General features: G+C 72.2%; 22 protein-coding genes. 12 read left to right on the top strand and 10 right to left on the bottom strand.

The features are described 5' to 3' along the window. The 6 genes from CFK39_RS11070 (at nt 1) to CFK39_RS11045 (ending at nt 10,161) form a co-directional block, all read left to right on the top strand. Nucleotides 1–975, top strand: coding sequence for a carbohydrate ABC transporter permease (locus CFK39_RS11070; RefSeq protein WP_089065510.1), 975 nt, complete (start codon nt 1–3; stop codon nt 973–975). After that, nucleotides 972–1,886, top strand: coding sequence for a carbohydrate ABC transporter permease (locus tag CFK39_RS11065; RefSeq protein ID WP_218192256.1), 915 nt, complete (start codon nt 972–974; stop codon nt 1,884–1,886). The genes CFK39_RS11070 and CFK39_RS11065 overlap by 4 nt, the downstream gene beginning before the upstream one ends. Nucleotides 1,887–1,894: 8 nt before the next feature. Further along, a complete protein-coding gene (locus tag CFK39_RS11060; protein ID WP_245822509.1) occupies nt 1,895–3,382 on the top strand; it encodes an arylsulfatase in 1,488 nt (495 codons plus the stop codon). Between the two features lie 137 nt (nt 3,383–3,519). Continuing rightward, nucleotides 3,520–6,267 carry a PD-(D/E)XK nuclease family protein gene (locus tag CFK39_RS11055; RefSeq protein ID WP_089065508.1) on the top strand — a complete coding sequence of 916 codons (2,748 nt, stop codon included), beginning with the start codon at nt 3,520–3,522 and terminating at the stop codon, nt 6,265–6,267. Further along, nucleotides 6,264–9,536, top strand: a complete 3,273-nt coding sequence (locus tag CFK39_RS11050) for a UvrD-helicase domain-containing protein (RefSeq protein WP_089065507.1) — start codon at nt 6,264–6,266, stop codon at nt 9,534–9,536. Before CFK39_RS11055 ends, CFK39_RS11050 begins: the two co-directional genes overlap by 4 nt. Then, the gene (locus CFK39_RS11045; protein ID WP_089065506.1) at nt 9,520–10,161 is read left to right on the top strand and encodes a nucleoside/nucleotide kinase family protein; all 642 of its coding nucleotides are present in this window, start codon (nt 9,520–9,522) and stop codon (nt 10,159–10,161) included. Before CFK39_RS11050 ends, CFK39_RS11045 begins: the two co-directional genes overlap by 17 nt. Here CFK39_RS11045 and CFK39_RS11040 read toward each other — a convergent pair. The 5 genes from CFK39_RS11040 to CFK39_RS11020 form a co-directional block, all read right to left on the bottom strand. After that, nucleotides 10,148–10,645 (bottom strand): FBP domain-containing protein, encoded by a 498-nt coding sequence (locus CFK39_RS11040; protein WP_089065505.1) that lies wholly within the window; start codon nt 10,643–10,645, stop codon nt 10,148–10,150. The two genes, CFK39_RS11045 and CFK39_RS11040, sit on opposite strands and share 14 nt — an antisense overlap. 231 nt (nt 10,646–10,876) lie before the next feature. Beyond that, nucleotides 10,877–11,761 (bottom strand): aldo/keto reductase, encoded by an 885-nt coding sequence (locus CFK39_RS11035; protein WP_089065504.1) that lies wholly within the window; start codon nt 11,759–11,761, stop codon nt 10,877–10,879. A 22-nt stretch (nt 11,762–11,783) separates the two neighbouring features. Further along, nucleotides 11,784–12,191 (bottom strand): GNAT family N-acetyltransferase, encoded by a 408-nt coding sequence (locus CFK39_RS11030; protein WP_089065503.1) that lies wholly within the window; start codon nt 12,189–12,191, stop codon nt 11,784–11,786. A gap of 71 nt (nt 12,192–12,262) precedes the next feature. Then, nucleotides 12,263–12,478 carry a hypervirulence associated TUDOR domain-containing protein gene (locus CFK39_RS11025; RefSeq protein ID WP_089065502.1) on the bottom strand — a complete coding sequence of 72 codons (216 nt, stop codon included), beginning with the start codon at nt 12,476–12,478 and terminating at the stop codon, nt 12,263–12,265. Then, on the bottom strand, nt 12,475–13,092 hold the full coding sequence (locus tag CFK39_RS11020) for a helix-turn-helix domain-containing protein (RefSeq protein WP_089065501.1): 618 nt from the start codon (nt 13,090–13,092) through the stop codon (nt 12,475–12,477). Before CFK39_RS11020 ends, CFK39_RS11025 begins: the two co-directional genes overlap by 4 nt. 147 nt (nt 13,093–13,239) lie before the next feature. Here CFK39_RS11020 and CFK39_RS16945 point away from each other — a divergent pair, with 147 nt between their 5' ends. From CFK39_RS16945 to CFK39_RS16935, 3 genes are read left to right on the top strand one after another with little or no spacing between them, the layout of a single operon-like run. Continuing rightward, nucleotides 13,240–13,881 (top strand): MFS transporter, encoded by a 642-nt coding sequence (locus CFK39_RS16945; protein WP_245822507.1) that lies wholly within the window; start codon nt 13,240–13,242, stop codon nt 13,879–13,881. Beyond that, nucleotides 13,809–14,351 (top strand): hypothetical protein, encoded by a 543-nt coding sequence (locus CFK39_RS16940; protein WP_245822505.1) that lies wholly within the window; start codon nt 13,809–13,811, stop codon nt 14,349–14,351. The genes CFK39_RS16945 and CFK39_RS16940 overlap by 73 nt, the downstream gene beginning before the upstream one ends. Then, a complete protein-coding gene (locus tag CFK39_RS16935; protein ID WP_245822503.1) occupies nt 14,255–14,491 on the top strand; it encodes a hypothetical protein in 237 nt (78 codons plus the stop codon). Before CFK39_RS16940 ends, CFK39_RS16935 begins: the two co-directional genes overlap by 97 nt. An 8-nt stretch (nt 14,492–14,499) precedes the next feature. On the opposite strand, the gene CFK39_RS11010 is transcribed toward CFK39_RS16935, so the two are convergent. Together CFK39_RS11010 and CFK39_RS11005 are read right to left on the bottom strand one after the other, a co-directional pair. Continuing rightward, nucleotides 14,500–16,269, bottom strand: a complete 1,770-nt coding sequence (locus CFK39_RS11010; RefSeq protein WP_089065500.1) for a glycoside hydrolase family 3 protein — start codon at nt 16,267–16,269, stop codon at nt 14,500–14,502. Between the two features lie 13 nt (nt 16,270–16,282). Continuing rightward, entirely contained in the window at nt 16,283–17,650 is a 1,368-nt protein-coding gene (locus CFK39_RS11005) for an exo-beta-N-acetylmuramidase NamZ family protein (protein WP_089065499.1), read from the bottom strand. Between the two features lie 223 nt (nt 17,651–17,873). Between CFK39_RS11005 and CFK39_RS11000 the strand changes: the two genes are divergently transcribed. Continuing rightward, a complete protein-coding gene (locus CFK39_RS11000) occupies nt 17,874–18,803 on the top strand; it encodes a formylglycine-generating enzyme family protein (protein ID WP_476727194.1) in 930 nt (309 codons plus the stop codon). Between the two features lie 248 nt (nt 18,804–19,051). Here CFK39_RS11000 and CFK39_RS10995 read toward each other — a convergent pair whose 3' ends face one another. The 3 genes from CFK39_RS10995 to CFK39_RS10985 all read right to left on the bottom strand — a co-directional run bounded on the left by CFK39_RS10995 (nt 19,052) and on the right by CFK39_RS10985 (nt 22,260). Beyond that, on the bottom strand, nt 19,052–20,335 hold the full coding sequence (locus CFK39_RS10995; protein WP_089065498.1) for an alpha/beta fold hydrolase: 1,284 nt from the start codon (nt 20,333–20,335) through the stop codon (nt 19,052–19,054). Then, nucleotides 20,332–21,408: a LacI family DNA-binding transcriptional regulator gene (locus tag CFK39_RS10990; RefSeq protein WP_089065497.1), complete on the bottom strand. Its 1,077-nt coding sequence runs from the start codon at nt 21,406–21,408 to the stop codon at nt 20,332–20,334. The genes CFK39_RS10995 and CFK39_RS10990 overlap by 4 nt, the downstream gene beginning before the upstream one ends. Nucleotides 21,409–21,510: 102 nt before the next feature. Then, a complete protein-coding gene (locus CFK39_RS10985) occupies nt 21,511–22,260 on the bottom strand; it encodes a GAP family protein (protein WP_089066404.1) in 750 nt (249 codons plus the stop codon). Between the two features lie 102 nt (nt 22,261–22,362). On the opposite strand from CFK39_RS10985, the gene CFK39_RS10980 reads away from it, so the two are divergent. Both CFK39_RS10980 and CFK39_RS10975 read left to right on the top strand, forming a co-directional pair. Next, entirely contained in the window at nt 22,363–23,622 is a 1,260-nt protein-coding gene (locus CFK39_RS10980; protein ID WP_089065496.1) for a sensor histidine kinase, read from the top strand. Then, a complete protein-coding gene (locus tag CFK39_RS10975) occupies nt 23,619–24,320 on the top strand; it encodes a response regulator (RefSeq protein ID WP_089065495.1) in 702 nt (233 codons plus the stop codon). Before CFK39_RS10980 ends, CFK39_RS10975 begins: the two co-directional genes overlap by 4 nt. Nucleotides 24,321–24,489 lie beyond the last annotated feature (169 nt).

Here is a 24,489-nt window from a genome sequence, read left to right as displayed (position 1 = left end):
ATGACCTCGACCGCCCTCTCGCCGCCTCGTCGGCGCGCGCCCGCCCGGCGGGTGCGCGCGCGCCGCGGTGATCTGTTCTGGATCTATCTCTTCATCATCCCCGGCATGGTGCTGACCGCCATGTTCGTCTTCTACCCGATGGGCGCCTCCTGGTACTTCTCCCTCACGCAGTGGAACGGGTTCAGCGATGCCAAGAGCTTCGTGGGCCTGTCCAACTACCGCGAGCTCCTCGGCGACGGGATGTTCTGGGGATCCTTCGGCCGTTCGATGGTCTTCGTCCTCATCGGGGTCCCGCTGCGCGTCGCGCTCGCACTGATCCTCGCGATCGTCCTGAACAACATCATCCGCGGCAGACTCTCGACCTTCTTCCGTACGGTGTTCTTCCTGCCGGTGATGGCGGCCGCCTCGGTCATCGGCGTCGTGCTCACCTTCGTCCTCTCCCCCAGCAACGGGCCGATCGCCTTCTTCCTCAAGAGCACTGGGCTCACCGACACCCCGATCGAGTTCCTGTCAGATCCGCACCTGGCACTGTGGAGCGCACTGCTGCTCCATACGTGGAAGAACTTCGGGATGACCCTCATCTACTGGCTCGCTGCGCTGCAGACCGTGCCGTCGGAGTACTACGAGGCTGCCGAGGTCGACGGGGCCGGCGCCGTCCAGCAGCTCATCAAGATCACCCTGCCGATCCTGATCCCCTTCGCGGTGATCATCGTGATCCTCACCGCGAACGAGAACCTGCACGCCTTCGCCCTGATCCAGGCGTTGACCGGTGGTGGCCCGTACTACTCCTCGGAGGTCGTGGAGGTATATATCTTCCGCACCGCCTTCGCACCGGATGCCGCCGGAGGGATACCACGCCTCGGCTACGCCTCTGCGGCAGGCTGCTTCTTCGGACTCGCCACCCTGCTGATCGCCCTGCTGCAGGCCTGGGCGCTGAAACTCGTCGCCGATCAGAGAGCGAGGCTCGACCGATGAGCCTGAACACCACAGCGATGCCGGACGCGGGAGTCGCCGCGACCGAAGAGGCGCCGCAGCCCTCGCCCCGCCGCCGGCGCCTCAAGCGCTCCGAACGGCTCGCGCTGATCGTCGGCATCTTCATCCTGCTGCCGATCGCGCTGGTCTGGGTCTACCCCTTCATCTGGGTGTTCTCCAGCTCGCTGAAGTCGAACGCGGAGATCTTCGGGTCCTTGAACCCGTTCACCTCGACACTCCACCTGGACAGCTATGTCCGCGCCTGGCACGAAGCCGACATGGGCCGGTATTTCCTGAACACGATCTTCGTGACCGGGATGTCGATCCTGATCTCCGTGACCGTGAACGCCCTTCTCGGATACGTCCTCGGCCGCTACACCTTCCCGGGGAAGAAGGTCATCTACGCGCTGCTCGCACTGGTCGTATTCCTCCCGCAGGGATACACCGTGATCCCGATCTTCGACCTGATCGACAGCCTCGGACTTTCGGGCAGCCTGTGGGGCATCACGCTCGCCGAGGCGGGCGGCGTGAGCGTGATCGTCGTGCTCCTCTTCGCCGGCTATTTCGCGCAGCTCCCCAAAGAGCTCGAAGAGGCGGCGACCATGGACGGTGCGGGGTTCCTCCGCATCTTCGCGCAGGTCTACCTCCCATTGGCGAAACCCGTCCTCGCCACTGCGGTCATCCTGCAGTTCATGCACGCCTGGAACGACTTCCTGCTCCCCCTGGTGCTCACGCTCTCCCAGCCGGATCTGCGCACGCTCGCCGTGGGCATCTACAGCCTCCAGAACCAGTATTTCAGCGACTGGGGCATGATGTCGGCCGCGTCGACGATCGCCCTGCTGCCGATCATCATCGTATTCATCGTTCTCCAGAAGTACTTCATCGAGTCCTTCTCCGGCGCAGTGAAAGGTTGACCGCTGCCGTGACCACCCCCTCCTACGAACGACCCCACATCATCCTGGTCTGCGTCGACGAGATGCGCGCCGATGCGATGGGCGTCGCCGGCAACGACCACATCGACACCCCGAACCTCGACGACATGGCGCGGGGCGGATACCGATTCACCCGGGCCTATTCCGCCACCCCGACGTGCGTTCCCGCGCGGGTCGCGATGTTCACCGGGAAGTCCCCCGCCCTGCACGGTCGCTACGGCTACCGGGAAGGGATCTCCTTCCCCGATGCATATCCGGTGACGCTGCAGTCCACGCTGGGCGAGGCCGGGTACCAGACCTTCGGCGTGGGGAAGATGCACGTGTTCCCCGATCGCGCGCGGTGCGGCTTCGACGAGGTGCTCCTGCACGACGGATTCCTGCACACCTCACGGCAGCTCAGCCGCGGCCCGTCGGCCCGGATCGACGACTACGTGGAGTTCCTCCGTCGCGAGACCGGTGATCCGCGTGCCGACTACCAGGAGACGGGGATCGGGTGCAATGCGATGACGGCCCGGCCCTGGGAGCGTCAGGAGCGGCTGCACCCCACCCGCTGGGTGGCCGATGAGTCGTTCCGCTTCCTCGAACGGCGCGATCCGACCCGACCGTTCTTCCTCTACATGTCCTTCCATCGGCCGCATGCACCGTTCGATCCCCCGCAGTGGCTGTGGGACAAGTACCGCGATCGCCGGTCCCCCCGGCGGGCGATGGGCGACTGGGTCGTCCGGTTCGACGAGCACCGCCACGACTTCGGCTCCGAGGCGGAGTTCGGGGCGCAGAAGGAGAGCACCCACCAGCAGGTGCGGGCCGGCTACTACGGATCGATCGAGTTCATCGACCTGCAGCTGAACCGGCTGAAGGAGACGCTCTCGGATCAGGGCCTGCTCGAGGACACCGTGATCGTGTTCGTCTCCGACCACGGCGACATGATGGGCGATCACGACATGTACCGGAAGTCCGTGGGATACGAGGGCTCCGCCCGGGTGCCGCTGGTGATGCATGTCCCGCCGCGCTGGCGGGAGGGCTGGGGAGCGCCGGGAGAGGTCGCCGGGATCGCCGAGCTGCGGGACCTGATGCCGACGATGCTGGGGCTCGCCGGCGTCGAGGTGCCGGAGGGTCTGGACGGCGGCGATCTGCGTGCGGCGACGGCCGGCGGCACGGTGCGCGACCATCTGCACGGGGAGCATCTGATCGGCTCGCTGGGGCGTCACTCGATGCAGTGGATCCGCTCCGAGCGCTTCAAGTACGTGTGGTTCTCCGGCGACGGGCACGAACAGCTCTTCGATCTCGAGGCCGATCCGCACGAGGAGCGGGACCTCGCCGACTCGGCGGAGCACGCGGAGGAGCTGGCAGGTCTTCGCGAACTGCTGGCCGGGGAGCTGGCCGGGCGCGAGGAGGGCTTCGTGGCCGACGGCGCGCTGGTGCCCGGACGGCCCGTGCAGTCCGAGGCGGCGTGGGTGCGGGAGTTCGCGCGCTTCTGAGCTCTCCGGGGCCTCGGCGGTGGTCTCCTGATCTCCTGGCCCGCGATGGCTGCGTCGCAGGGCTCGGACGTCGGCCCCTCCCCTAGGGTGGGACTGCGGTCCCACAGGGGCCTGAGACCTGCGACACAGGAGCGTTCATGCAGATCGAGTTCGGCTGGTCCCTCGACGGCGCCTCCTGGGCCGACGCCGCCTCCGGCGGGACGGCCGGACAGGTGCGGATGGGGCCGCGCGGGCTGCTCGGTCTGCTGCAGACCCGGCTGGGGCTGAGCCGACCCTCGATCGATCCGGCGGTGCGGACCGCGCAGTACCTGCGGCTCATCGAGCAGTGCGAGCAGGACGGGTTCTGGCCCGCACGCTCCTTCGCGCTCGACCCGTGGAGCACCGCCCGGCAGCTGCTGGGCTGGCGCGACGCCGCGGTGGACGCCGGGTGGCGAGCGGCGGAGGATGCGGATCTGCCGCCGCGGCTCGCGGCACTGGCCGCAGTGGAGCGTCATGCGGTGGTGGGGATGCCCGGCACGGTCGATGCCGACGGGGATCCGGCGACGCTCGCCCCGGGTGCTGCCGACGATCTCGCCGAGGTGGTCGCCGAGCTCGCGCGGGAAGGCGCCGACTGGCCGCTCGGGATCGACCGTCTGCTCGCGGCGGAGGATCCGGCGAACCTGCCCGGGCTGTGGCCGCGACTGCTGACGCTGCTGGGCGCGGCCGGGGTCGAGGTCGCGCGGCGCAGTGCCCGCGACGGGGCACCGCCCGAGGTGGTCGTGGTCCAGTGCCGCGATGAATGGACCGCCGCGGATGTCGCCGCGCGGTACCTCGCCGCCGGTCCCTCCACGGGACTGCATGTGCTGGCCACCACGGATACCGCCGTGCTCGACGCGGCCCTGCACCGGCGGGAGCTGCCGGCGGTGGGCGCGGTGGAGAGCTCCACCGATCGTGCCTCCCACCAGGTGCTGGGGCTGTACCTGGACGTCGCGACCGCGCCGGTGGATGTCCACCAGCTCGCCGCACTGCTGGATCTGCGGGTGCTGCCCGCGCTCGAGGCCGAGGGGGACCCGATCGGGCTGGTGCCGGCACCGGTGCGCCGGGCGCTGCTGCGCGCGCTGGCGAGCGAGCCCGGGGTGGGCGGCCCGGCCTGGCGCGAGGCCCTCGCCCGGCTGCAGGAGCGCGAGGACGCGGCGAAGGTGATGGTCTCTGCCCGCGAGATCGATCGCCTGGTGACCGATCCGCTCCCGGCTGATGCCCTGTTCCCGGAGGTGCTCTCCACCCGTCTGGGATGGCTCGCGGACAGGTTGCGCGCCGTCGGCCACCGCGACGGCGACCTGCGGGCGAGCCTCACCCAGGTGCAGACGCTGCGCCAGGTGCTGGGGATGCTCGACCCCTCGACCCCGCTCAGCCGCCGCACCGTGCAGCAGATCATCGACGCCTGCGGCGGCGGGGGCAGCTCCGCTCTCGCCGGCGCGGAGGTCGCGGAGTGGACCGTGACCACCCGCCCCGCCCAGCTGCCGGCCACCGGCGGCACCGTGCTGTGGTGGGGTCCGGAGGCGGACGGCGTCTCGCCCCCGGTCCTCTGGGACGAGGGGGAGACTGCGGCGCTGACCGCCGGCGGAGCCCACCTGCTGGAGCCCGAGACACTCACCGCCCTGCAGGTCGAGGCTGGGATCGCGGGCCTGGCCGGGGCGGACACGGTGATCGCGGTGCTGCCGGGAAGGCGGCTCGAGGACGCCGGGCGGCCCAGCAGCCTGCTCGCCCGCCTGGAGACCGATGCCGGGCGCACGGAACAGGACCGGCTCACCCCGGAATCGCTGCTGGACGGCGACCGCTGGTCCCTCGCAGGGCGCAGCCTGGAGGTGCGGACCCCCGCCGAGGAGCACCCCTGCCCCGACACCTCCGCCTCGCGCACGGCGGGGGACCTCACGCATCTGCTGCCGAGCCGGGTCTCGTACAGCCAGCTCGACACGCTCATCGGCTGCCCGCACCGCTGGGTGCTGCAGTACGCGCTGGGGATCCGCCCGGCCTCCGTCGCGGCCCTGCCCACCGGGCCGCGGATGATCGGCACCCTGGTGCACGCGGTGGTGGAGACCCTCGTGCAGGAGCGCGGCCGGTCGCTGACACCCCCGTCGGCCGAGCGCATCGGCGAGGTCTTCGACCAGCTGGTCCCGCAGCTCGCCTCCGAGCTGGACCTGCCCGGCCGCGCCGCCGAGCGTGCCGAGATCCGCGGCCGCGCCGGCCGCTCCCTCGCCGAGCTGTTCGGGCGCACCGCCGAGGCCGGCCTGCAGATCACCGGCACCGAGACCCGTTTCGAACTGCCGCTGGAGCTGCCGCTGGACACCGGACCGCACCCGGTGATCATCGCCGGCTCCCGGGACGTGGACGCCGTCGACGCCGCCGGGAGACCGCTGATCCTGGACCTGAAGTGGACCAGCAGCCTGCGCCGCTACGCGGATCTCTATGACAGCGGGGACGCGATCCAGCTCGCCACCTACGCCTGGTCGCTCGCCCAGGAGGCAGCAGGGCCGGGCGAATCTGCTGAGCCGGCTGAGCCTGCTGGGGTGGGGTATTTCCTGCTGCGCAGCGGAGAGTTCGTCGCCGCTGAGCCGGCCCTGGATCCGCGCCACCGCCCCCCGATGGACGTCGACGACGCCTGGCAGCGGATGCTCGCCAGCGCCTCCGAGGCGCTCGACGAGATCGCCGCGGGACAGGTGCGGCTCGGCTGCCGGACCCTGCTCGATGAGGCAGGCCTGAAGACCGATGCGCCCTACGCCAAGCGCCGCACCGCGATCGGGACGGCGCGCGAGGCCGCCCGCGGGCGGGGACGGGTGCTGGTCGAGGACCACTGCGGCATCGGAGACTACGCCCAGCTGTGCGGGCTGATCGGAGACGGACGATGAGCTTCACCCTGATCAACGCCTCGGCAGGGTCCGGCAAGACCCACCGGCTGACCCACGAGATCGCCGACCGCATCGGGGAGGGCCTGCACCCCTCGCAGCTGATCGCGACCACTTTCACCCGCAGAGCGGCCTCCGAGCTGGTGGACCGCGTGCACCGCACGCTGCTGGAGCAGCACCGCTTCGACGATGCCCAGGGCGTCGGCAGCGCCCTGATCGGCACCGTCAACTCGGTGGCGGGGCGCCTGGTGCGCGAATTCGCGCTGGATCTCGGGATCTCGCCCGATGTGCAGGAGCTGGACGAGGTCCGGCAGAAGGCCGCATTCTCCGCCGCGATCGACGAGGCCGCCGCCGAGGCGGGCTCCCGCGCCAGCGACCTGCTGGCCCGCACCGAGCACGATGGCGACGAGGATCCCGCCTTCTCCTTCGGCAGCTCCCCGTCCTGGCGCGCCCACGTGCGCTCCCTCGCCGAGAAGGCGCGGACCAACGCCATCGGCGCGCAACAGCTGCGGGACGCGGCCGATACCGCCTGGCAGGAGTACCGCGGGGCCGCACGGCTCGTGGAGGGACCGGACCGGCGCGCCGCCTGGCTCAGCGGCCTGGAGACGGCGATCCGGGGCCTGCGCGAGGACCTCGCCGCCTCCGAGGCGCCCGCGACCGGTGCCGGCAAGCCGCCGATCGCCAAGGGATCGCTGAACTCGGTGCGGAAGGGGATCGACGCGCTGGAATCGCTGCGCCGCACCCTGGCGCGCCGGGACCGGGCTCCCTGGTCCCAGTGGGCGAAGCTCTCCGCCGTCACCGCCTCCAAGGCCGCCGGCGGCGAGAAAGGGTATGTCTACGGCAAGGACACGGACACGGCGCTGGTGGGTATCGCGCAGCAGATCAAGGCCGAACTGCCGGCGAACCCGCAGTTCCAAGCCGATGTGCGCGCGCTGATCACCCTGGTCATGACCACTGCGGCCACCTCCCTGGACGCCTACGCGCGGTACAAGGACGAGCTGGGGCTGATGGACTTCATCGACCAGGAGGTCCTCGCCCTGGAGGTGCTGCGCCGCAGCGAGCGCGCCCGCACCGCAGTCCGCTCCCGGTTCCGGCTGCTCGCGGTCGACGAGTTCCAGGACACCTCCCCCATCCAGCTCGCCCTGTTCCTGGCCCTCGGCGAGCTGGTCGAGGACCTGATCTGGGTGGGGGACCCGAAACAGGCGATCTATAGCTTCCGCGACGCAGACCCGGACCTCATGCTGGGGGTGCTGGACGAGATCCGCGCCGGCTCCTCGACGCTCGGCGAGGGCACGGTCGACGATCTCGAGCACTCCTGGCGCTCCCAGGACCAGGTGCTCGAGCTGGTCAACCAGGTGTTCCCCCGGATCTTCCCGCAGCTCCCCCGAGCGCAGGTGGTGCTCACCGCGGCGCCCGAGGCGGCACGCGCCCGGGCCGAGCGCGACCATCCGGAGGGCCGGCTCGAGGCCTGGACCCCGCAGTACAGTGGCCGGCCGTCGCAGGCCAAGCATGCGCGCGGCGTCGCCGACGGAGTGCTCTCGCTGCTGTCCGAGGAGGGCGCGGGGCCGGAGGACATCGCCGTGCTGGTCCGCTCGAACGCCCAGGCCGCACAGGTGGTCGAGGCGCTCACCGCCCGCGGGATCCCCGCCTCCGGCGAGGGGGTGCCGCTGCTCGCCTCCCGGGAGGGTCGCCTCATGCGCGCGGCGCTCGCGGTCACCCTCGACGGCAGCGACACCCTCGCCCTCACCGAACTGGTGGACCTGCTGACCGGGCATCCCGCGCACGGCCGCTGGTTCGCCCAGCTCACCGCCGCGCCGGACGACGAGGCCCGACGGCAGGTCTTCCGCTCCTGGTGGCAGGCCGATGTGCTCGCCGGGCTGCGAAGCCTGCGCGAGGAGTGCATCTCCCTCACCCCCGTCGAGATGATCACCGGCCTCGCCGACGCCCTCGACCTGCCCGAGCTGATCCGTTCCTGGTCCACCCCGGACCAGCGGCTGCGCACCCTGGACGCGCTGCGCAAGGTCGCCGCGGAGTACGCCGACCAGGCTCGTTCCGCCTCCGCCCCGATCACGCTGACCGGGCTGCGGGCGGCGCTCGAGGACACCGACCGCGGCCCGGACCTGACCGGCACCCCCGGCACCGTCTGGGTGGGCACGATCCACGGCGCGAAGGGCCTGGAGTGGCCCCAGGTGGTGGTCATGCAGCAGGATCCCAAAGAGCATTCCGGCACCAGCGGCGTGTTCGTGGTCCCGGCCGCAGAGCTGGACGTGATGGAGCCGCTGACCGGCCGTGCCCTGCGCTACTGGCCGAAGGTGCTCCCCCGCTTCGCCCCCCTGCAGGAGCGGCTCGCGGAATCCGCGCATGCGCTGCGCAGCGCGGAGACGGAGCGGGACGAGGCCGGGCGCCTGCAGTACGTCGCGCTCACCCGGGCGCGGGACGTGACGGTGCTCAGCGGTCACGGCTCCGCGCCGGTGCTGGACGCCCTGCTGCCGGAGCCGGGCGAGGAGCCGCTGGTGCGCTGGGAGGTCGGGACCGAGGCGCTGCAGCTCGGATCGGTGACGCTGCCCGCGGTGGTCCGGGCGACGACGACCGAGGTCGACGAGGACTCCCCCGGCTATCGCTCCGGTCGCAGCCCGCTGGCCGCGACCGATCTGTCGCTGCCGCGCCCTGCCACAGTGCGTGGCGCGTCAGCACGGTTCCAGGCCTCGGGCACCGAGTCCCGCGAGGAGCTCGGCGCCGTGCAGGAGCCGGTGCGGATCGGGCCACGGCTGGTCCCGGCCGGTGGTCAGGGCTGGGAGCGGGTGGGCGAGGCCGTGCACGGCTACCTCGCCCTGCCCCTGCGCGCCCTGGACACGGGCCAGCGCGAGCGGGCCGCACGGCGACTGGTGCAGCGCTGGAGCGTGCAGCGGGCGCTCGGCGCCGACGCGCTGGCCGGAGCGGGGCAGGCCTGGCTGGACCATGTCGATGCCGCTTTCCCCGGCGCCGAAGAGCTCACCGAGCAGCCGATCACCTGGTGGAACGAGGATGCCCAGGTGATGGAGGGCTGGGTAGACACGCTGCTGCACCTGCCCTCCGGCGAGATCGTGCTGGTGGATCACAAATCGTATCCGGGCGAGGATCCGGTCGGGCACGTGCGGAGGGAGTACCTGGGGCAGCTGTCCACCTACTCCCGCGCGCTGGCGGCGGCAGGCCGGGCACCACAGCGGATCCTGATGCATCTCCCGCTGCGCGGCGAGGTGGTCGAGGTCCGGTTGCATGAGCATGCACGCTGAGCAGGCCGTCACCGCCGCGCTGACCCTGCTGGACCAGGCGCGGCGCAGCGGCGGGCGGCGGCTGCTGGGGATCACGGGCGCGCCCGGGGCCGGGAAGTCGACGCTCACTGAGCTGCTGGCCGAGCGCCTGCCCGAGGGCTCCTGCGCGGTGGTGCCGATGGACGGCTTCCACCTCGCGGATGCGGCGCTGGAGCGGCTGGGCCGTGCGCAGCGCAAGGGCGCACCGGACACCTTCGACGCCGCGGGCTATGTGGCGCTGCTGCAGAGACTGCACGCGGCGAGGCCGCAGGATCCGTCGGTGTGGGCGCCGATGTTCGCACGGGACCTCGAACAGCCCCTCGCCGGGGCGATCGAGGTGCCCGCCGAGGTGCCGCTGATCATCACCGAGGGGAACTATCTGCTGTGCGAGCAGGGACCCTGGGTGCACGTCGGCGCACTGCTGGATGCACGCTGGTTCGTCGAGGTGCCCGAGGCGCTGCGCCACCGACGGCTGATCGAGCGGCATCAGCGTTTCGGGAAGTCACCGCGGGACGCCCGGGAGTGGTCGCTGGGGACCGACGAGGAGAACGCCCGCCTGGTCGCGGGCACCCGCGACCGGGCGGACGTCGTGATCAGCCTGCCTTGACGGCGCGGACGAAGCGGGTCGAGCGCTCCCGCAGGCCGGCGATCTTCTGCTCGCGGTGGTACGCCAGCAGCGCGGGATCCTCGGAGCGCAGCTCGTAGGAGGACGGCGCGCGGCGCACATTGCGCGAGCAGCGCAGGTCGGCGCAGATCGCGGTGCCGATGGTGTTGCCCCGTCGGCCGGCGTCGCCGCCCAGCGGAGCCACGAAGCTCGCCGCCCGGTTGCCGTCGACGATGTCCTCGCACCAGGAGCACAGCAGCTTCTTCACCGGTGGACGCTCAGCGCCGCGCAGCTGGATGGTCGCCACCTCGCCGTCGAGCTCGAGGCTCACGTAGTGCAGCTTCGGACGCTTCGCGTCCTGCCAGCCCAGCAGGTCCAGGCGCTCCCAGTCGACGGCGTCGAGGTCGGGCAGCAGGGCACGCTTGGCCTCGCCCTTGGTGGCGTTGACGAAAGAGCTGCGGATCAGGGAATCGGTCAGGGGGATCATGGGGGTCCTCACGGGAGGCGCACGGCACCGGACACCGAGGTCGGGCAGGCTGCGCGGGAGAGTTCAGGCGATGTTCATGACGGTGCGCGGTCGCGCCGGGTCACACCGAGCAGGCCGTGCCGGCCGCCCCGCTCCCTGCAGGCGTGATGCTCATGCCGTGCTCCTCTCCCGACGTGGACGCGGACACGCTACGCCCCTGGGCCGGGATCCGCCACGGGATTCTCCTCACCGTCAGGCGATGATCCGGTCCAGCTCCTCGCGCTCGGCGTCGGTGAGCTCGAGGCTCAGCGCGCCGGCGGAGTCGGTGATCGACTCGGGACGGCTGGCGCCGGGGATCGGGAGGACATGCTCGCCCAGGGACAGCTCCCAGGCCAGGACCACCTGCTGCGGGCTCACGCCGTGGGCCTCGGCGATGCGCTGGATCTGCGGGAACCGCTCCCCCACCGCGGCCGCCCCACCGCCGGTGCCGCCCAGCGGCGACCAGGGCACGAAGGTGATGCCGTGCTCGCCGCAGTGGGTGAGCTCGTGGCGGCTGGTGTGGAAGAAGGTCGGGGAGAACTCGTTCTGCACGGCGGCCAGCCCGCCCTCGCCCAGCACGTCGCGGGCCACGTCGATCTCCTCGACGTTCGCGTTGGAGATGCCGATCTCGCGGATCAGGCCCTCCTGCTGGAGAGCGGCGAGCGCCTCGACGGCGTCGGCGTAGCGGATGCTGCGGTCCGGGCGGTGCCAGTAGTACAGGTCGATGGTGTCGGTGCCGAGGGCCGCCAGCGACTTCTCCAGCGCGGCGCGGAGATAGGTGGCGGAGCCGTCGCGGCCGCCGCCCTCTGCGGAGCGGGTGATGCCGCCCTTGGTGGCGACCACCACCGAGGAGCGGTCCCCGTTCCAGCTGCGCAGCGCCTCGCTGACGAGCTTCTCGTTGTGCCCCATGGTGTCCCAGCTGGGGGCGTAGATGTCGGCGGTGTCGAGCAGGGTGATCCCGGCATCGAGGGCGGCGTGGACGGTGGCCATCGCGCGGTCGTGCGGGGCGGGCTCGCCGCGCCCCATCGACAGCGGCATGGCGCCCAGTCCGAGGGCGGAGACGGTCAGGGAGCCGAGGCGGCGGGTGGGTGCACTCATGCGGTCAGCCTACGGTGTGGACTCAGACCTTCAAGATGCCGGCGGTGCTGCGTCGGAACAGCCCCTCGGTCATGTAGAAGGGGCCCAGGTCCGCCTCGAAGTCGACGTGGAGCCAGTCGACGGCGCTGGAGCGGCACTCCTCGATCGCGCGGTGCACGAGCTCCTTGCCGATGCCGGTGCCCTGGTGCCCGGGCTGGACGATGACGTCGAGCAGGAAGGCGTGGTGCCCGCCGTCGGTGATGATGTTGCAGAAGCCGACCAGCCGCTCGTCGCGCCGCACCGTGACCCAGCCGAGGGAATAGCGCTCGAGCCGCTCCGTCCAGGGTTCGAGCTCCTCGGGGTGGTCGAAGGCGGCGGCGTGCAGGCTCGAGAGCTCCTGGTCGGTGACCGGTCCGCGCCACACGGTGCTGTGCTGATCCTTCGCCGTCATGAGCCTCAGTGTGCAGGCAACGACGCCGTGGCGTCCCCCATTTCGCAGAACTGCTGCCGCCGCGTGTCCGACTAGCTGCTGAGCCGGCGGAGCGTGGAGCCCTTGTGGGCGGCGATGTGGTCGGTCTTGTCGCTGGCGATCTCGTACTGGGGCTCGTCCTCGCTCGCACGGCGGGTGTGGCCCTTGTAGTCGAAGTCCTCCGTGTGGACCTCGGTGATGGTGCCCGAGACGCGACCGGCCTCGGAGTTCCAGCTGACATGGTCACCGACTGCGAACTTCTCGCTCATGACGTGCCTCCTCGATCGTCGTGCCGTCCACCGTAGCTCCCGCCTGCCCCGCGCGCGGGGCGGGCGAGCAGGGCGACGCTGAAGAACACGGCCGCCTGCCCCTGCTGGGCGCGATAGCGGTAGGGCCCGCCGGCGGATACCCGGCCGGAGCCCCCGGCCTCGATGACCTGCACGGACTCGTCGGTCTCGATCTCGAGCGCCCCGTCGATCACGTGATGCATGAGGCCCGGGAGCGGGATGCCCCCGCCGCCCTCGTAGACGTCCTCGCCCAGCAGCTTCCACTTCCAGGTCTCCACCGAGAGCGCCTCGGTGTCCACCGCGTCCAGCAGCACGGCCCAGCTGCCGGTGCTCGTGGACCAGATCTCGACGCCCTCGGGCGCGTCCCCTGCCCCCACCCCCATCAGGGCGGCGAAGGTGGTGCCGAGCCCGGCAGCGATGCGATCCAGGATCGCGACCGACGGATTCGCCTGGCCGAGCTCGATCTGGGTGAGCATCCGGCGGGAGACCTCGCTGAGCTCGGCGAGCGCGCCGACGCTGAGGTCCTGCTCCTGGCGCGCGGAGCGGATCCGCTCGCCGAGCAGCTCCACCACTGCGGGGCGCATCCCACCGCTCATCCCGGACCTCCTGGCCGTCCTGGTGCCGTCTGTGCCTCGAATCCTAGCCGGGGTGACGGGAACTATATTGCGCACCAGGTCGTGTGCGCACTATGTTGCGCAGTAGTGGCATCGCCCCTGCTCCCCACCCGTCGAAGGAGGTCCTCCATGGCCGGACACACCGCTCTCGCCCCCGCCGCACCCACCCGGGTGCGCCGGCCGAACGGACCCCTGCTGCGCTGGTTCGCCTCCTACGGCTCCTTCACGGTCCCGCAGGCCGCCGCTCCGATCGCGTTCTCGCTGATCGCGCTGCCGCTGACCGGTGATGCCGCGAGCGGCGCGGCGATGATGCTCGCGATGACGCTCGCGCAGGTGCTCGGCGCAGTGCCGATCACGCGCTTCGGTCGCCGCTTCTCCCCGATCCCGCTCCTGCGGGTGCTGATCGGCCTGCGCACGCTGGCACTGGTGGGGATCGCCCTCCTCGCCGGCCTCGGCGCCCCCTTCCCGCTCGTGGTGGCCGGTGCGGCGCTGGCCGGGCTGGTCAACGGTGCGGCCTACGGGAACCTGCGCGCCGTGCTGAACCACCTGGTGCCGGCAGGCCGTCTGCCCCGGGCGCTCGGCATCGCCGCCACCCTCAACGAGGTCGTCTTCGTCAGCTCCCCGGTGCTCGCCGCAGCGCTGGGCAGCTTCTCCCCCCAGGCCGCGGCCTGGGCGATGGTCGTGCTGGGGTGGGCCCGGTGCTGCTGCTGCCGCGGATCGCGACTGCCACCGCTCCGGGCCCGGAGCAGCGTCGCAGCCGGCTGCGCCTGACCCCGATGATCCTGCTGTGGCTCGTGTGCGGCGGGGCCAGCGCGGCGTCGATCGCGGCGATCGAGATCGGCGCGGTCTCGATGGCGGTCTCCTTCGGGATGCCGGCGGCCTGGGGCGTGCTGTTCCCGGTCGCGATCTGCGTGACCTCGATCCTCGGCGGGATCTGGGTGAGCGTGCACAATCGGATGCCGCGTCGCCGCACCGTGCTGGCCTGGCTCGCGGTGACCGCCCTCGGCGTGGCGGCCGTGGGCTTCGGGAACTCGGTGACGACCACGGTGATCGGGGCGCTGCTGGTCGGAGCGGTGCTGGCACCGCTGTCCACCTACTACTCCCTGGTGCTGGACCGTCTGGTGGCCCCGAGCACCGGGCCGAGGTGTTCGCGCAGCTGCGCACCGCGAACGCGCTGGGCATCATCATCTCCAGCGCCCTGCTCTCCCTGGCCACCCTCCAGGCCACCTTCGCCGTGGTGATCGGCGTGATGACCTCCGTGATGGTGGTGACCGGCCTGGTGTTCACCACTGCATGGGTCAATGCGCGGCGTCGGCGTCTGGCCCGGGAGGCAGCGGAACGGCGGGCGCACGAGGATCTGGTCCCTGCCCCGCGCCCGTAGCCCACGGCTCAGCGCAGCCCGTGCCCGAGCGGGTACGCCTCCCCGGTGCCGTCGGCCTGCGGGATCGGGACCGGGAGCGTGCCGCGGGTCCGCACCTCGCCGAGGAGCACCCCGGCGAGCGCGCGCAGCGAGGCGTCGGCGTTGCCGTAGGCCGCCAGCGACACCGCCACATCTCCCACGTGCACCACGTCGTAGGGGTTGCGCAGCGCGGCGTGGATCACGGGGACGCCGGTCGCGACCAGTGCCTCGACCAGCTCCACCTGTGTCCTGGGAGTGACGAAGCCGGCCGAGGAGGTGAACACCAGCACCGCGTCGACGCCCTCGGCGACCACGGCGGCCTGCTCGCGGTCCGGCTCCGGCAGGGCGATGACCTTCAGACCCTGGGTGGCCAGCTCGCGGGAGGTCACCTCGAACTTCGCGGTGGTGCCGCTACCGGTGATCAGCACTCTCGTGCCGCTCGCGAGCGGGAGGGTGCTGCCGTCGTCGAGGATCCGGGTGATCGAGTCCTCGGCCATGCGCTGGGCGGAGCTCATCGAGCGGCGGGTCCCGATCGAGTCGGCGGCCGTGGCCGGGTCGACCTGCACCTGCTCGAACAGACCGCGCTCGAGCTTCTGGCGCAGGATGCGGCGCACGGACCGGTCCAGGCGCTCCTCGGTGATCTCCCCGTCGGCGACGGCATCTCGCACGCCGCCGATCGCGACGGTGAGGTCCGGCGGCATGAGCATCTGGTCGGCGCCTGCGAGGATCGCCTCGACGGGGACCCGGTCATCGCTGAACAGGGTGCGCACCCCGTCCATGGCGAGCGAATCGGTGACGATCACGCCCTCGAAGCCGAGCTCCTCGCGCAGCAGGCCGGTGAGGATCGGGGGCGAGAGGGTCGCCGGGACCCCGGAGTCGTCGAGCGCGGGGACCATGATGTGCGCGGTCATGATGGAGTCCACGCCCTCGTCGATCGCCGCGACGAAGGGCGGCAGGTCGAGGGCGGCGAGCTCCTCGCGGGTGTGGTCGATGACCGGCAGCCCCAGATGGGAGTCGGTCGCGGTGTCCCCGTGGCCGGGGAAGTGCTTGGCCGCGGCGGAGCAGTTCGCCCCCTGGATGCCCCGGATCTGAGCGGCGGCGAGGCGGGCGACCGCCTGCGGGTCCGCCCCGAGGGAGCGCACCCCGATCACCGGGTTCTGCGCCTCGATGTTGACGTCGACCACCGGCGAGAAGGCCTGGTGGAGGCCGGCGGCCCGCATCTCGGTGCCCACGATGTCCCCGGCCTTGCGGGTATGGGCGCGGGAGCCGGTGGCGCCGAGCGCCATCTGACCCGGCAGGGGCGTGGCGGGCGCGGGCAGGCGGTAGACCACGCCGCGCTCCTCGTCGGCGCTGATCACCAGCGGGATGCCGCCGCTGTCGCGGGCGGCGTCCTGGGCGTCGTTCGAGAGCGTCGCGATCTGCTCGATGTCCTGGAGGTTGTCGCTCCACACGAAGTAGATCAGCCCGCCCACGTGATGGGTGCGGACGATCTCTGCGATGGTGTCCACGCCGGTGGTGGCCGTGTTCGAGGGGTGGGGCGCATCGGCGGTGGCGCCGTAGCCGACGGCGACGAACAGCTGGCCGATCTTCTGCTCGAGGCTCATGCCTGCCAGGAGCTCCTCGATGCGGTGCTGGTGGCGGTCCCCGCCCGTCCCGGCGGGGGCGGCGTGGGCGGCGGCGGGCAGGCCGATGGCGGTGCCGGCTCCGGCGAGGGCGGCCGCGGTGAAGGTGCGGCGGGCGATGGGGTGCTGGGGGTTCATGGGATGCTCCTGCTCAGTAGAGGCGGTAGCGCTCGGTGGTCAGTTGGAAGCGGCGGGACTCGCGGCGCCAGGCGGTGACGATCGACTCGGCGCTCTCCCCCGCCTCGAGCATCGCGCGGGTGCGCTTGGTGCCGGAGAGCTTGTCGATCCAGCAGACGTCCTCCTCGGTGCGGCAGTCCTCGCCCTCGCGCCAGTCGACCTCCTCGACGGTGGCCAGCAGCGCGGAGAGCACGTGGATGCCGGTGCGCACCGGCTCGTAGGCGAGCGGATCCGTGACATGCAGCTGCAGGCCGCCGCAGAACTCGCCGGCGTGCTTGGAGGAGACGGGGGTGGTGAACATCGGCCGATAGAGCACGCCCGGCAGCTCCGCGGCCTGCAGCTCCGCGATGACCGCGTCGACATCGGACTCGGTGATGAACGGGGCGCCGAACCAGAGGAACGGGATGGTGGTGCCGCGGCCCTCGGAGATGTTCAGCGACTCGATCAGGCCCGTGCCCGCGTAGACCACGGCGGTGTCCGCGGTGGGGATGTTCGGGGAGGGCAGCACCCAGGGGAGGTCCGCGGCTGCGGGGTCCTCGGCGTCGTAGCCGCTCATCGCGATCACCTCGAGGGAGACGACGCCGTCGAGGAACTCGCCGTTGAACAGCTGGGCGAGCTCGCCCACGGTGAGGCCGTGGGTCTGCGGGATCTCGCGCAGCCCCACGAAGCTCGACAGCTCGGGCTCGAGCAGGAAGCCCTCGATATCGGTGCCCAGCGGGTTCGGACGATCCAGCACGAGGAACCGCTTCCCGTTCTCGCCGGCGGCCTCCATCGCGTAGTACATCGTCCAGATGTAGGTGTAGAAGCGGGTGCCGATGTCCTGGATGTCGAAGATCAGCACGTCCACGTCGGCGAGCATCTCCGGGGTGGGCTTCTGGGTGTCGCCGTAGAGGGAGCGGACGGGCAGGCCGGTCTTCTCGTCGATGTAGTCGCCGACGGAGCCGCCGGCCGGTTCGGCGCCGCGCACCCCGTGCTCGGGGCCGAACAGGGCGGCCATCGTGAAGCCGCCGGCGTCCTGGGCCTCGACCAGCAGGTCGATCGTGGAGCGCAGCTCGCGGTCGGTGCCGGTGGGGTTGGTGATCAGGCCGACGCGCGCATCGCGCAGGGTCTCCAGCGCCTCCGGCTCCAGCAGGTTCTCCACCCCGAGGCGGAAGTCGCCGTGGGCGGCGCCGCCCTTCCCCTTCCCTCTGTCCTTGCCGCCGGGAGCGGCGGTGGCGGCGCCGGCGGAGGCGAGGACGGCGCCGGCCGGGAGGGCGCCGAAGGAGGCCAGGAGCCGGCGGCGGCCGGGGCGGGCACCCCCGTCGTCCTGTCGGGCCGTTCGTCGAGATGGTGCCTGGTTCACGGGAGACCTCCGTCGTCGTCGTCGGATCGGGTGCGCGCCGGCGCACGATCATCGACCGTACCGGGATGTGCGCCGCGTCACCACCGGTTCCGCATTCCTGCTTCGGCCGACGGGACGAACCGGGCTACCGTGAAGTCTGCGCGGCGCCGCCGTCCGCGCTCGACGCGAGGAAGGACTGCTGATGGCAGGGACGGGCAGCTGCTGCGCCGCCGGGCGGGCCGGGATGGAACCCGCGGGGGCCGACGGGGACGCCGCGAATGCCCGCGACGTCGCAGCGGATTCCTCGCTCCTCGCGATCGCCGCGCCGGTCGCGGAGGTCCGGGCCCGTGCCCAGCGGGCCGTGCTCATCGGGGCCGGGCCCTTCCGGATGGGCACCGAGGATGCGGACCGCAACGTGGGCGATGGCGAGTCCCCCGTGCGCACGGTCGAGGTGCCCGCTTTCCGGATCGATGCCGCCTGCGTGACGGGTGCCGAGTTCGCGGCGTTCGTGGCCGAAACCGGGTACGTCACCGAGGCCGAGGAGTTCGGCTGGTCGTTCGTGTTCGGTGCACTGCTGGAGAAGGAGCTGCGCCGGGCGAGCCGCAAACCGCCGGGCACGCCCTGGTGGCGGGCGGTCGAAGGTGCGCGCTGGGACGCCCCGGAAGGTCCGGGATCGGATCTCACCGGGCGCGGCGAGCATCCGGTGGTGCACGTGTCACTGCGGGATGCGGAGGCGTTCGCGAGCTGGTGCGGGATGCGGCTGCCCCGCGAGGCGGAGTGGGAGAAGGCCGCACGCGGGGGCCTGGACCAGGCCCGCTACGCGTGGGGTGAGGAGCTGACCCCGGGCGGTGAGCACCGCTGCAACATCTGGCAGGGTGCCTTCCCCGTGCGCAACACCCTCGAGGACGGGTTCCTCGGCACCGCACCGGTGCGGTCCTTCCCGCCCAACGGCTTCGGGCTGTACGAGGTGGCCGGGAACGTGTGGGAGTGGTGCAGCGACGCCTGGGCCACAGGCCCTGCAGACTCGCTCACCGGCGATGTGCGGGTGATGCGCGGCGGGTCCTACCTGTGCCACGACTCGTACTGCAACCGCTACCGGGTCGCCGCCCGCTCCTCCACCGCCGCCGAGGATGCCAGCGGCAACAAGGGGTTCCGGCTCGTGGTCGACGCCTGAGGCGGGGGGGGGCGGCACGCACGTACCCGTTGCGCTGATCGCTCCACGCCACGCCACGCCACCGCCCTGCGCCCAGTCCCCCGATATCGCTCACCCATGAACGGGATCGGGGGAACGGATCGGTGCGCCGCTGTTCTCGAGCCCCGGCCCGGCCCCGGCTCGGGAGGGGCGAAGGCCCTGGCCCGGCTCGGGCGGGGCGGAGGCTCTGGCCTGGCCCGGGGCGGGCGGCGCGGCGGCTCAGGCCCGGCTCAGGCGGGGCGGCGGCCGGCGGCGAGGTCGAGGAGGTGGTCCAGGACGCCCTGCCTACTCGCGCGCAGGCCGTTGTGCTCGTATTCGCTGGTGACCCAGGTCCGCAGTCGCGGCAGGAGCGCGGCGGTGGCCATCGAATACTCGCGCGGCACATAGGCGTCGTCGTAGTAGACCGCGGCAGCGCCGGGGACCTCGGCCGCCCGCAGCGCGGACTCGTCGTACAGCGCCGGCCATTCGTGCTCGGCGAGCAGGTCTGCGGCTTCGGCCCAGACGGCGAGCTCCGGATCCTCGGCGAAGAGGTCGCGATGGATGTGCTCCCCGGCCAGCAGCGTCGGGTCCTCCTTCACCGCGGCCGGCTGGGCGCGATCGGCGGCCCAGCGGGTGGCGACCCCGTCGGCCCAACAGCTCTCGTGGATCACCGCGTACAGCGGATTGCGCCCACCGAAGGGCAGCGCGGCGGCGAGGTCATGGGCCAGGGCCGGGGCGGAGGGGTCGAGGTCCAGCAGGTAGTGGAGACGCTCGGCGCCCTGGGAGGCGCCCAGCAGGTGGCCGAGGCGGCGCAGTCGTTCCACTCCCACCCGCTGACCATCCGGGAGCCGCAGCCGTCCGGCGTCCGCAGCATCGGCGAGGCGGCGGAAGCGGTCGCGGTCCCCCGGGAAGCGGGCCCAGTAGCGTTCGCTGCGACCGATCATGCCCTGCCAGGTGGTGGCATAGACCTCGTCCATGCCGGGCCCGACCGTGGGCAGGCCGCCGGTGAACAGTGCCTTCTCCACGCTCCCGGCGGCGGCGCTGAGGTAGCGCAGGGCGGTGAAGCCGCCGAAGGACTGCCCCAGCAGGGACCAGGCCTCGACCTCGAGATGCTCGCGCAGCAGTTCGGCATCGCGGACGATCGCGTCGGCTCGGAAGTGGGTGAGGTACTGCGCCTGCTGCGAGGCGGTCGCCTCGCGCAGGGTCTCGGCTCCGGGGATCGCGCCCTCGGGCAACGGGGTGTCGGGGCCGACGGGGGTGGAGCGGCCGGTGCCGCGCTGGTCGAGCATCACCACCTGGTGCTCGCGCAGCGCACGGGCGAGCCAGCCGGGTGAGGAGGCCTCAAGCGGGCGCGGCGCCTCGGAGCCGGGGCCGCCCTGCAGGAAGACGAGGTACGGGCGGTCCTCGCCGCCGTCGGCGGTGACCACGCGGGCGAACACCTCGAGCTGCGCGCCGGTGGGGTCGGCGTGGTCCAGCGGCACCGGCAGGGTGAGGTCGCTCAGTCGCATGCCGGGCAGGGTCCAGGTGGTCGTCATCGTGCTCCGTCGGTCTCGCGGGTGGTCACGCCGGGGAAGAACTCCCAGTCGAAGGTGTGCAGGTTGCCGGGTCGTCCGGCCCGCTCCACGGCCCGATCCACGATGATCGACGACAGCCGTGCGAACACGTCGTCGACACCGTAGTAGCTGATGGGCCCGAAGAATTCGGTGGAGGCGGGGATGTCACCGATGGAGAGGAACTCCAGGTCATCGGGGACGCGCAGCCCGACCCGCTCGGCCGCGACCTGCAGCGCGACGGCCTGGTACCCGGTGAAGCAGACGACGGCCCCAGGGCGGTCCGGGCCGGTGAGCCAGGCGAGCCCGGCGAGGAAGGCCTCGTGGCTGCCGTCGGGGACGATGTGCACCAGGCTCTCCGCGGAGGTGTCGCCATGGGCACGCGCCGCGTCGAGGAAGGCACGGGTGCGCGGATGTGCCAGGGTGCCGCCGATGCGCCGCGAGAGGTCCGGCGCGAGCAGCTGCACCCGGTCGTGGCGCCCGCGCAGCTGGGCATAGGCGCGACCGATCGCCGAGGTCGGGGTGGAGGCGACCACGTCGAAGTCCTCGGGCTCCATCTCTGCACTGAACGCGACGATCCCGGTCTGGGTCGAGGCGGCGAGGCGCCGCACCCGCTCCGGGCCCTGCTCGATGAAGTCGATGCTGGTGATGAAGGCTGCGTCGGCCGAGGCTCCCAGCAGGTACTCGAACCAGCGCTCGTCGGCCAGGACCAGCGTGGAGAGGTCGTGGCGCAGCGCGTCATCGCGCACCCTCGCGGTGAGCTGCACCCCCCAGGGGTCATCGAGGGTTCCCAGGGCCATCACGATGCCGCCGCCGCGCCCCGTGCGCATCGCCTGCGCGTGGCGATTGGGGACGTAACCCAGCTCAGCGGCGGCCGCGCGCACCTTCTCCTTGGTGGCGGTCGATCCCGCGGAACGGGAGGTGCCGCGGCCGGAGAGCACGAAGGAGGCGGTGGCGAGGGAGACCCCGGCGGCCCGGGCGACGTCGGCGAGGGTCACCGTCGCCCGAGGCGAGGGTGCCGTGGTCGTGGGCTCGGGGCCGTCATCCGTGCGCGTCATCGTGGTATCCCCTTGTGAGCTGCCGCGCGACGGCGCGCGGTGTTCGGTCGGACCACTGGAGTCTACCGGCCGGTCATCGCGCTGGTTCCCGCAGGCCGCCGGTCAGGACGATCCGCTGCCGGTGAGCCAGGCCAGGGCCGGGCCCGCGGTGTTCAGCGCGATGAGCACGCCGATGATGCCGACGACCCAGGAGAGGGAGGTGGCTGCGTTCCTCACCGCCCACTCGTGGACGCGGTCCAGGAGAGCATCGGCCCGGCCACCGAGCACGGCCCGCACCCCGCAAAGCAGCGCACCGGGGAGGATCATCACGGCGCAGTATCCCGCCAGGAGCAGGGAGCCGGAGGCGAGGCCCACCTCCATATCGGCGAGGATCCCCATCGCGGCGAGGTACGGGATCATCGACGCTGCCTCGATGACGCCCGCGGTGAGCGCGAGCGCGATCAGGAGGGAGGGCCGGCCGGAGGCGCGGCGGGCACGGGAGGTCCAGCGGCGGGCCGCAGCCTCGGGATCGCCGCCACGCTTGGCGACGGCCTTGGGGTCCAGACGGAAGGACCAGATGACCAGCAGCACCCCGATCACGGCGAGCACCAGCATCACCTGCGGGGCGGCCAGCAGATGCCCGAAGGAGCCGATCAGCGGCAGCAGCCCGGCCAGCAGCGCGATGCCCAGCAGCAGGTAGAACACCCCGATCACCGCGAGGTACAGCAGGGTGCGGCCGGCGATCCGCAGCGCCCCGCCCTGGCCCACCACGAGCAGGATCACGGGGATCACCAGGGTACCCATCGAGGTGGAGTCCACCAGCGCGAGCAGGACCAGGCCGAGCGGGCCGGCGGCGTCCATCAACGATTCCATGCCCTCCATGCTCCCGTCGGCCGGGCCCCTGCGCTTCCTCCCTTGGGAGGAACTGCGTGCAGTCCCCGGGCTCGGAGGGTGCTCCCGCCGTACCCTCGGAGCATGTCCCCCGCACCGGCTCTCCCCGACCCCGGCCCGGCGAACCCACCCGCGGCAGGGCGGGACCTGCTGGTGGTGGGCATGTATGCGCTGCTCGTGCTGGTGCTCGCGGCCTCCGGCGTCGCGAACTCCGGCTTCCTGGTCCAGGACGGTGCCTGGCCGCCGGAGGTCTCGGTGGCGCTGATGCTCGCCGCCTGCCTGAGCCTGCTCTGGCGGCGTCGGCGCCCCGCGGTCGTCCTGGCGATGGCCGGTCCGCTCAGCCTCGTCGAGATCGTCGCGGGTGGGCAGATCTCGGCGTACTTCCTGCTGTTCGAGGCGCTGTTCGTCCCGGTCATGCACGGCAGCCGACGCCTGGCCCGGGCCACCACCTGGATCGCGTCCGCGGTCGGTGCGCTCGCGGTGCTGGCCGGGCTGCTGGCCCGGGCGCCCGGCGAGGTCGTCTTCGTCATCGTGCTGATCTCGGCGCTGCTGATCTCGACCCCGCTGCTGTGGGGCTGGGAGGTGCGCCACCACCGCGACGCCCGACGCTCCGCCGAGCACCTCGCCGGCCTCGAGCACGAGCTGGCCACCACCCGCGCCGCCCACGCGGTGGAGACCGAACGGCGCAGCATCGCCCATGACCTGCACGATGTGATCGCCGGGCATCTCAGCGCCGTGTCCCTGCACACCAGCCTCGCCGCGAGTCTCGAGGACCGGCCCGCGCGAGACGCCTCCCTGACCACCGCGCGGGAGTCTGCGCATGCAGCGCTGCGTGACCTGCGCTCGATGATCGGGGTGCTCTCCACCGAGGAGGCGGGCACCCTGCCGTCGGCGACCCTCGACTGGCCCTCGCTGACCTCGCGGCTGCGGGGCAGGGACCCGGAGGCACGGGTCAGCATCGACCCGGCCCTCCACGACCCCGGGCAGGTGGATCCCGCGGTGCAGGCCGCACTGCTGCGGATCGGCGCCGAGGCCGTCACCAACGCGGTGCGCCACGGCCGGGCACCGCTCTCGATGGAGGCGGCGGTGGAGGCGGCGGAGGTGCGATTCGCGCTGCGCAATCACCGCGGGTCACCCCGCGCGGTGGGCACCGGGATGGGGCGCGGAGCGATCGCGCACCGGGCAGCGGCGGTGGGTGGCAGCGCGAGCTCGGGACCCGCGCCGGCCTCGGCCGACGGGGCTGCGGCCGACACCTGGGAGGTGCTCGCCCAGCTGCCGCTGCAGGTCGATCGCGGCATCTCCCGCCCTGGTCCCGACCGTCTCGCCGAGGAGCCCCGCTCATGACCCGCCCATCTCACGACGACAGCGCCGCTGCGGCACCGGCCCCGCCGATCCGGGTGGTGGTGGCCGAGGACCATCCGGCCGTGCGCTCCGGACTGGTGGCGCTGCTGGGCTCCGCCCCGGACATCACCGTGGTCGCCGAGGCGGCCGACGGCGACGCCGCAGTGGCCGCGACCCGTGAGCACCGGCCGGACGTGGTCCTCACCGACGTGCGCATGCCGGGAGCCACCGGCATCGAGATCACCCCGCAGCTGCGCGAGACCGGTGCGAACGTGCTGGTGATATCGGGTTTCGATCTGGACGACTATGTGCTCGGGGCGCTTCGGGCCGGGGCCGACGGGTATCTGGTGAAGACCGAGAGCCCGCAGCGGATCCTCGCCGCGGTGCGGGACGTGCATCGTGGCGATGCGGTGCTCTCCGCGAGCGCGACCCGGGCCGTGCTCGAGGCCCTGCAGGGACGGGGGACGGACGCGCCGCCTGCCGCGGAGCCGCCCGCCCCGCCCGGTCCCGTTCCCCGCTTCACCCGCCGGGAGGAGGATGTGCTCGCCCTGGTCGCGCGGGGCAGAACGAACCAGCAGATCGCGAGCGAGCTGTTCGTCGAGGTCACCACGGTGAAGTCGCATCTCTCCCATGCGCTGGTGAAGATGCAGCTGGAGTCCCGGGTGCAGGCGGCGCTGTGGTGGCAGCAGCACCGGGGGTGAGGTCGGCGGCGAGGAGGGCGCGTCTCATATCACGGTGACGAAAAGCGGGTCTCCGTGACAGGATCAGGGTGGCCGCGGACGGTGTCCGTCGGCCCACCGGAGGGTGACCCGACTGCTCCGCCCCCTCTCGGGCGCGCGCGGACATGGCGGGTTCCGGCCCTCTGGTACC

The sequence above is a fragment of the Brachybacterium avium genome, assembly GCF_002216795.1.
In the GTDB taxonomy this organism is placed as follows: domain Bacteria; phylum Actinomycetota; class Actinomycetes; order Actinomycetales; family Dermabacteraceae; genus Brachybacterium; species Brachybacterium avium.
The sequence above is the reverse complement of the archived record's forward strand: the minus strand, read 5'-3'. Positions and strand labels throughout refer to the sequence as shown.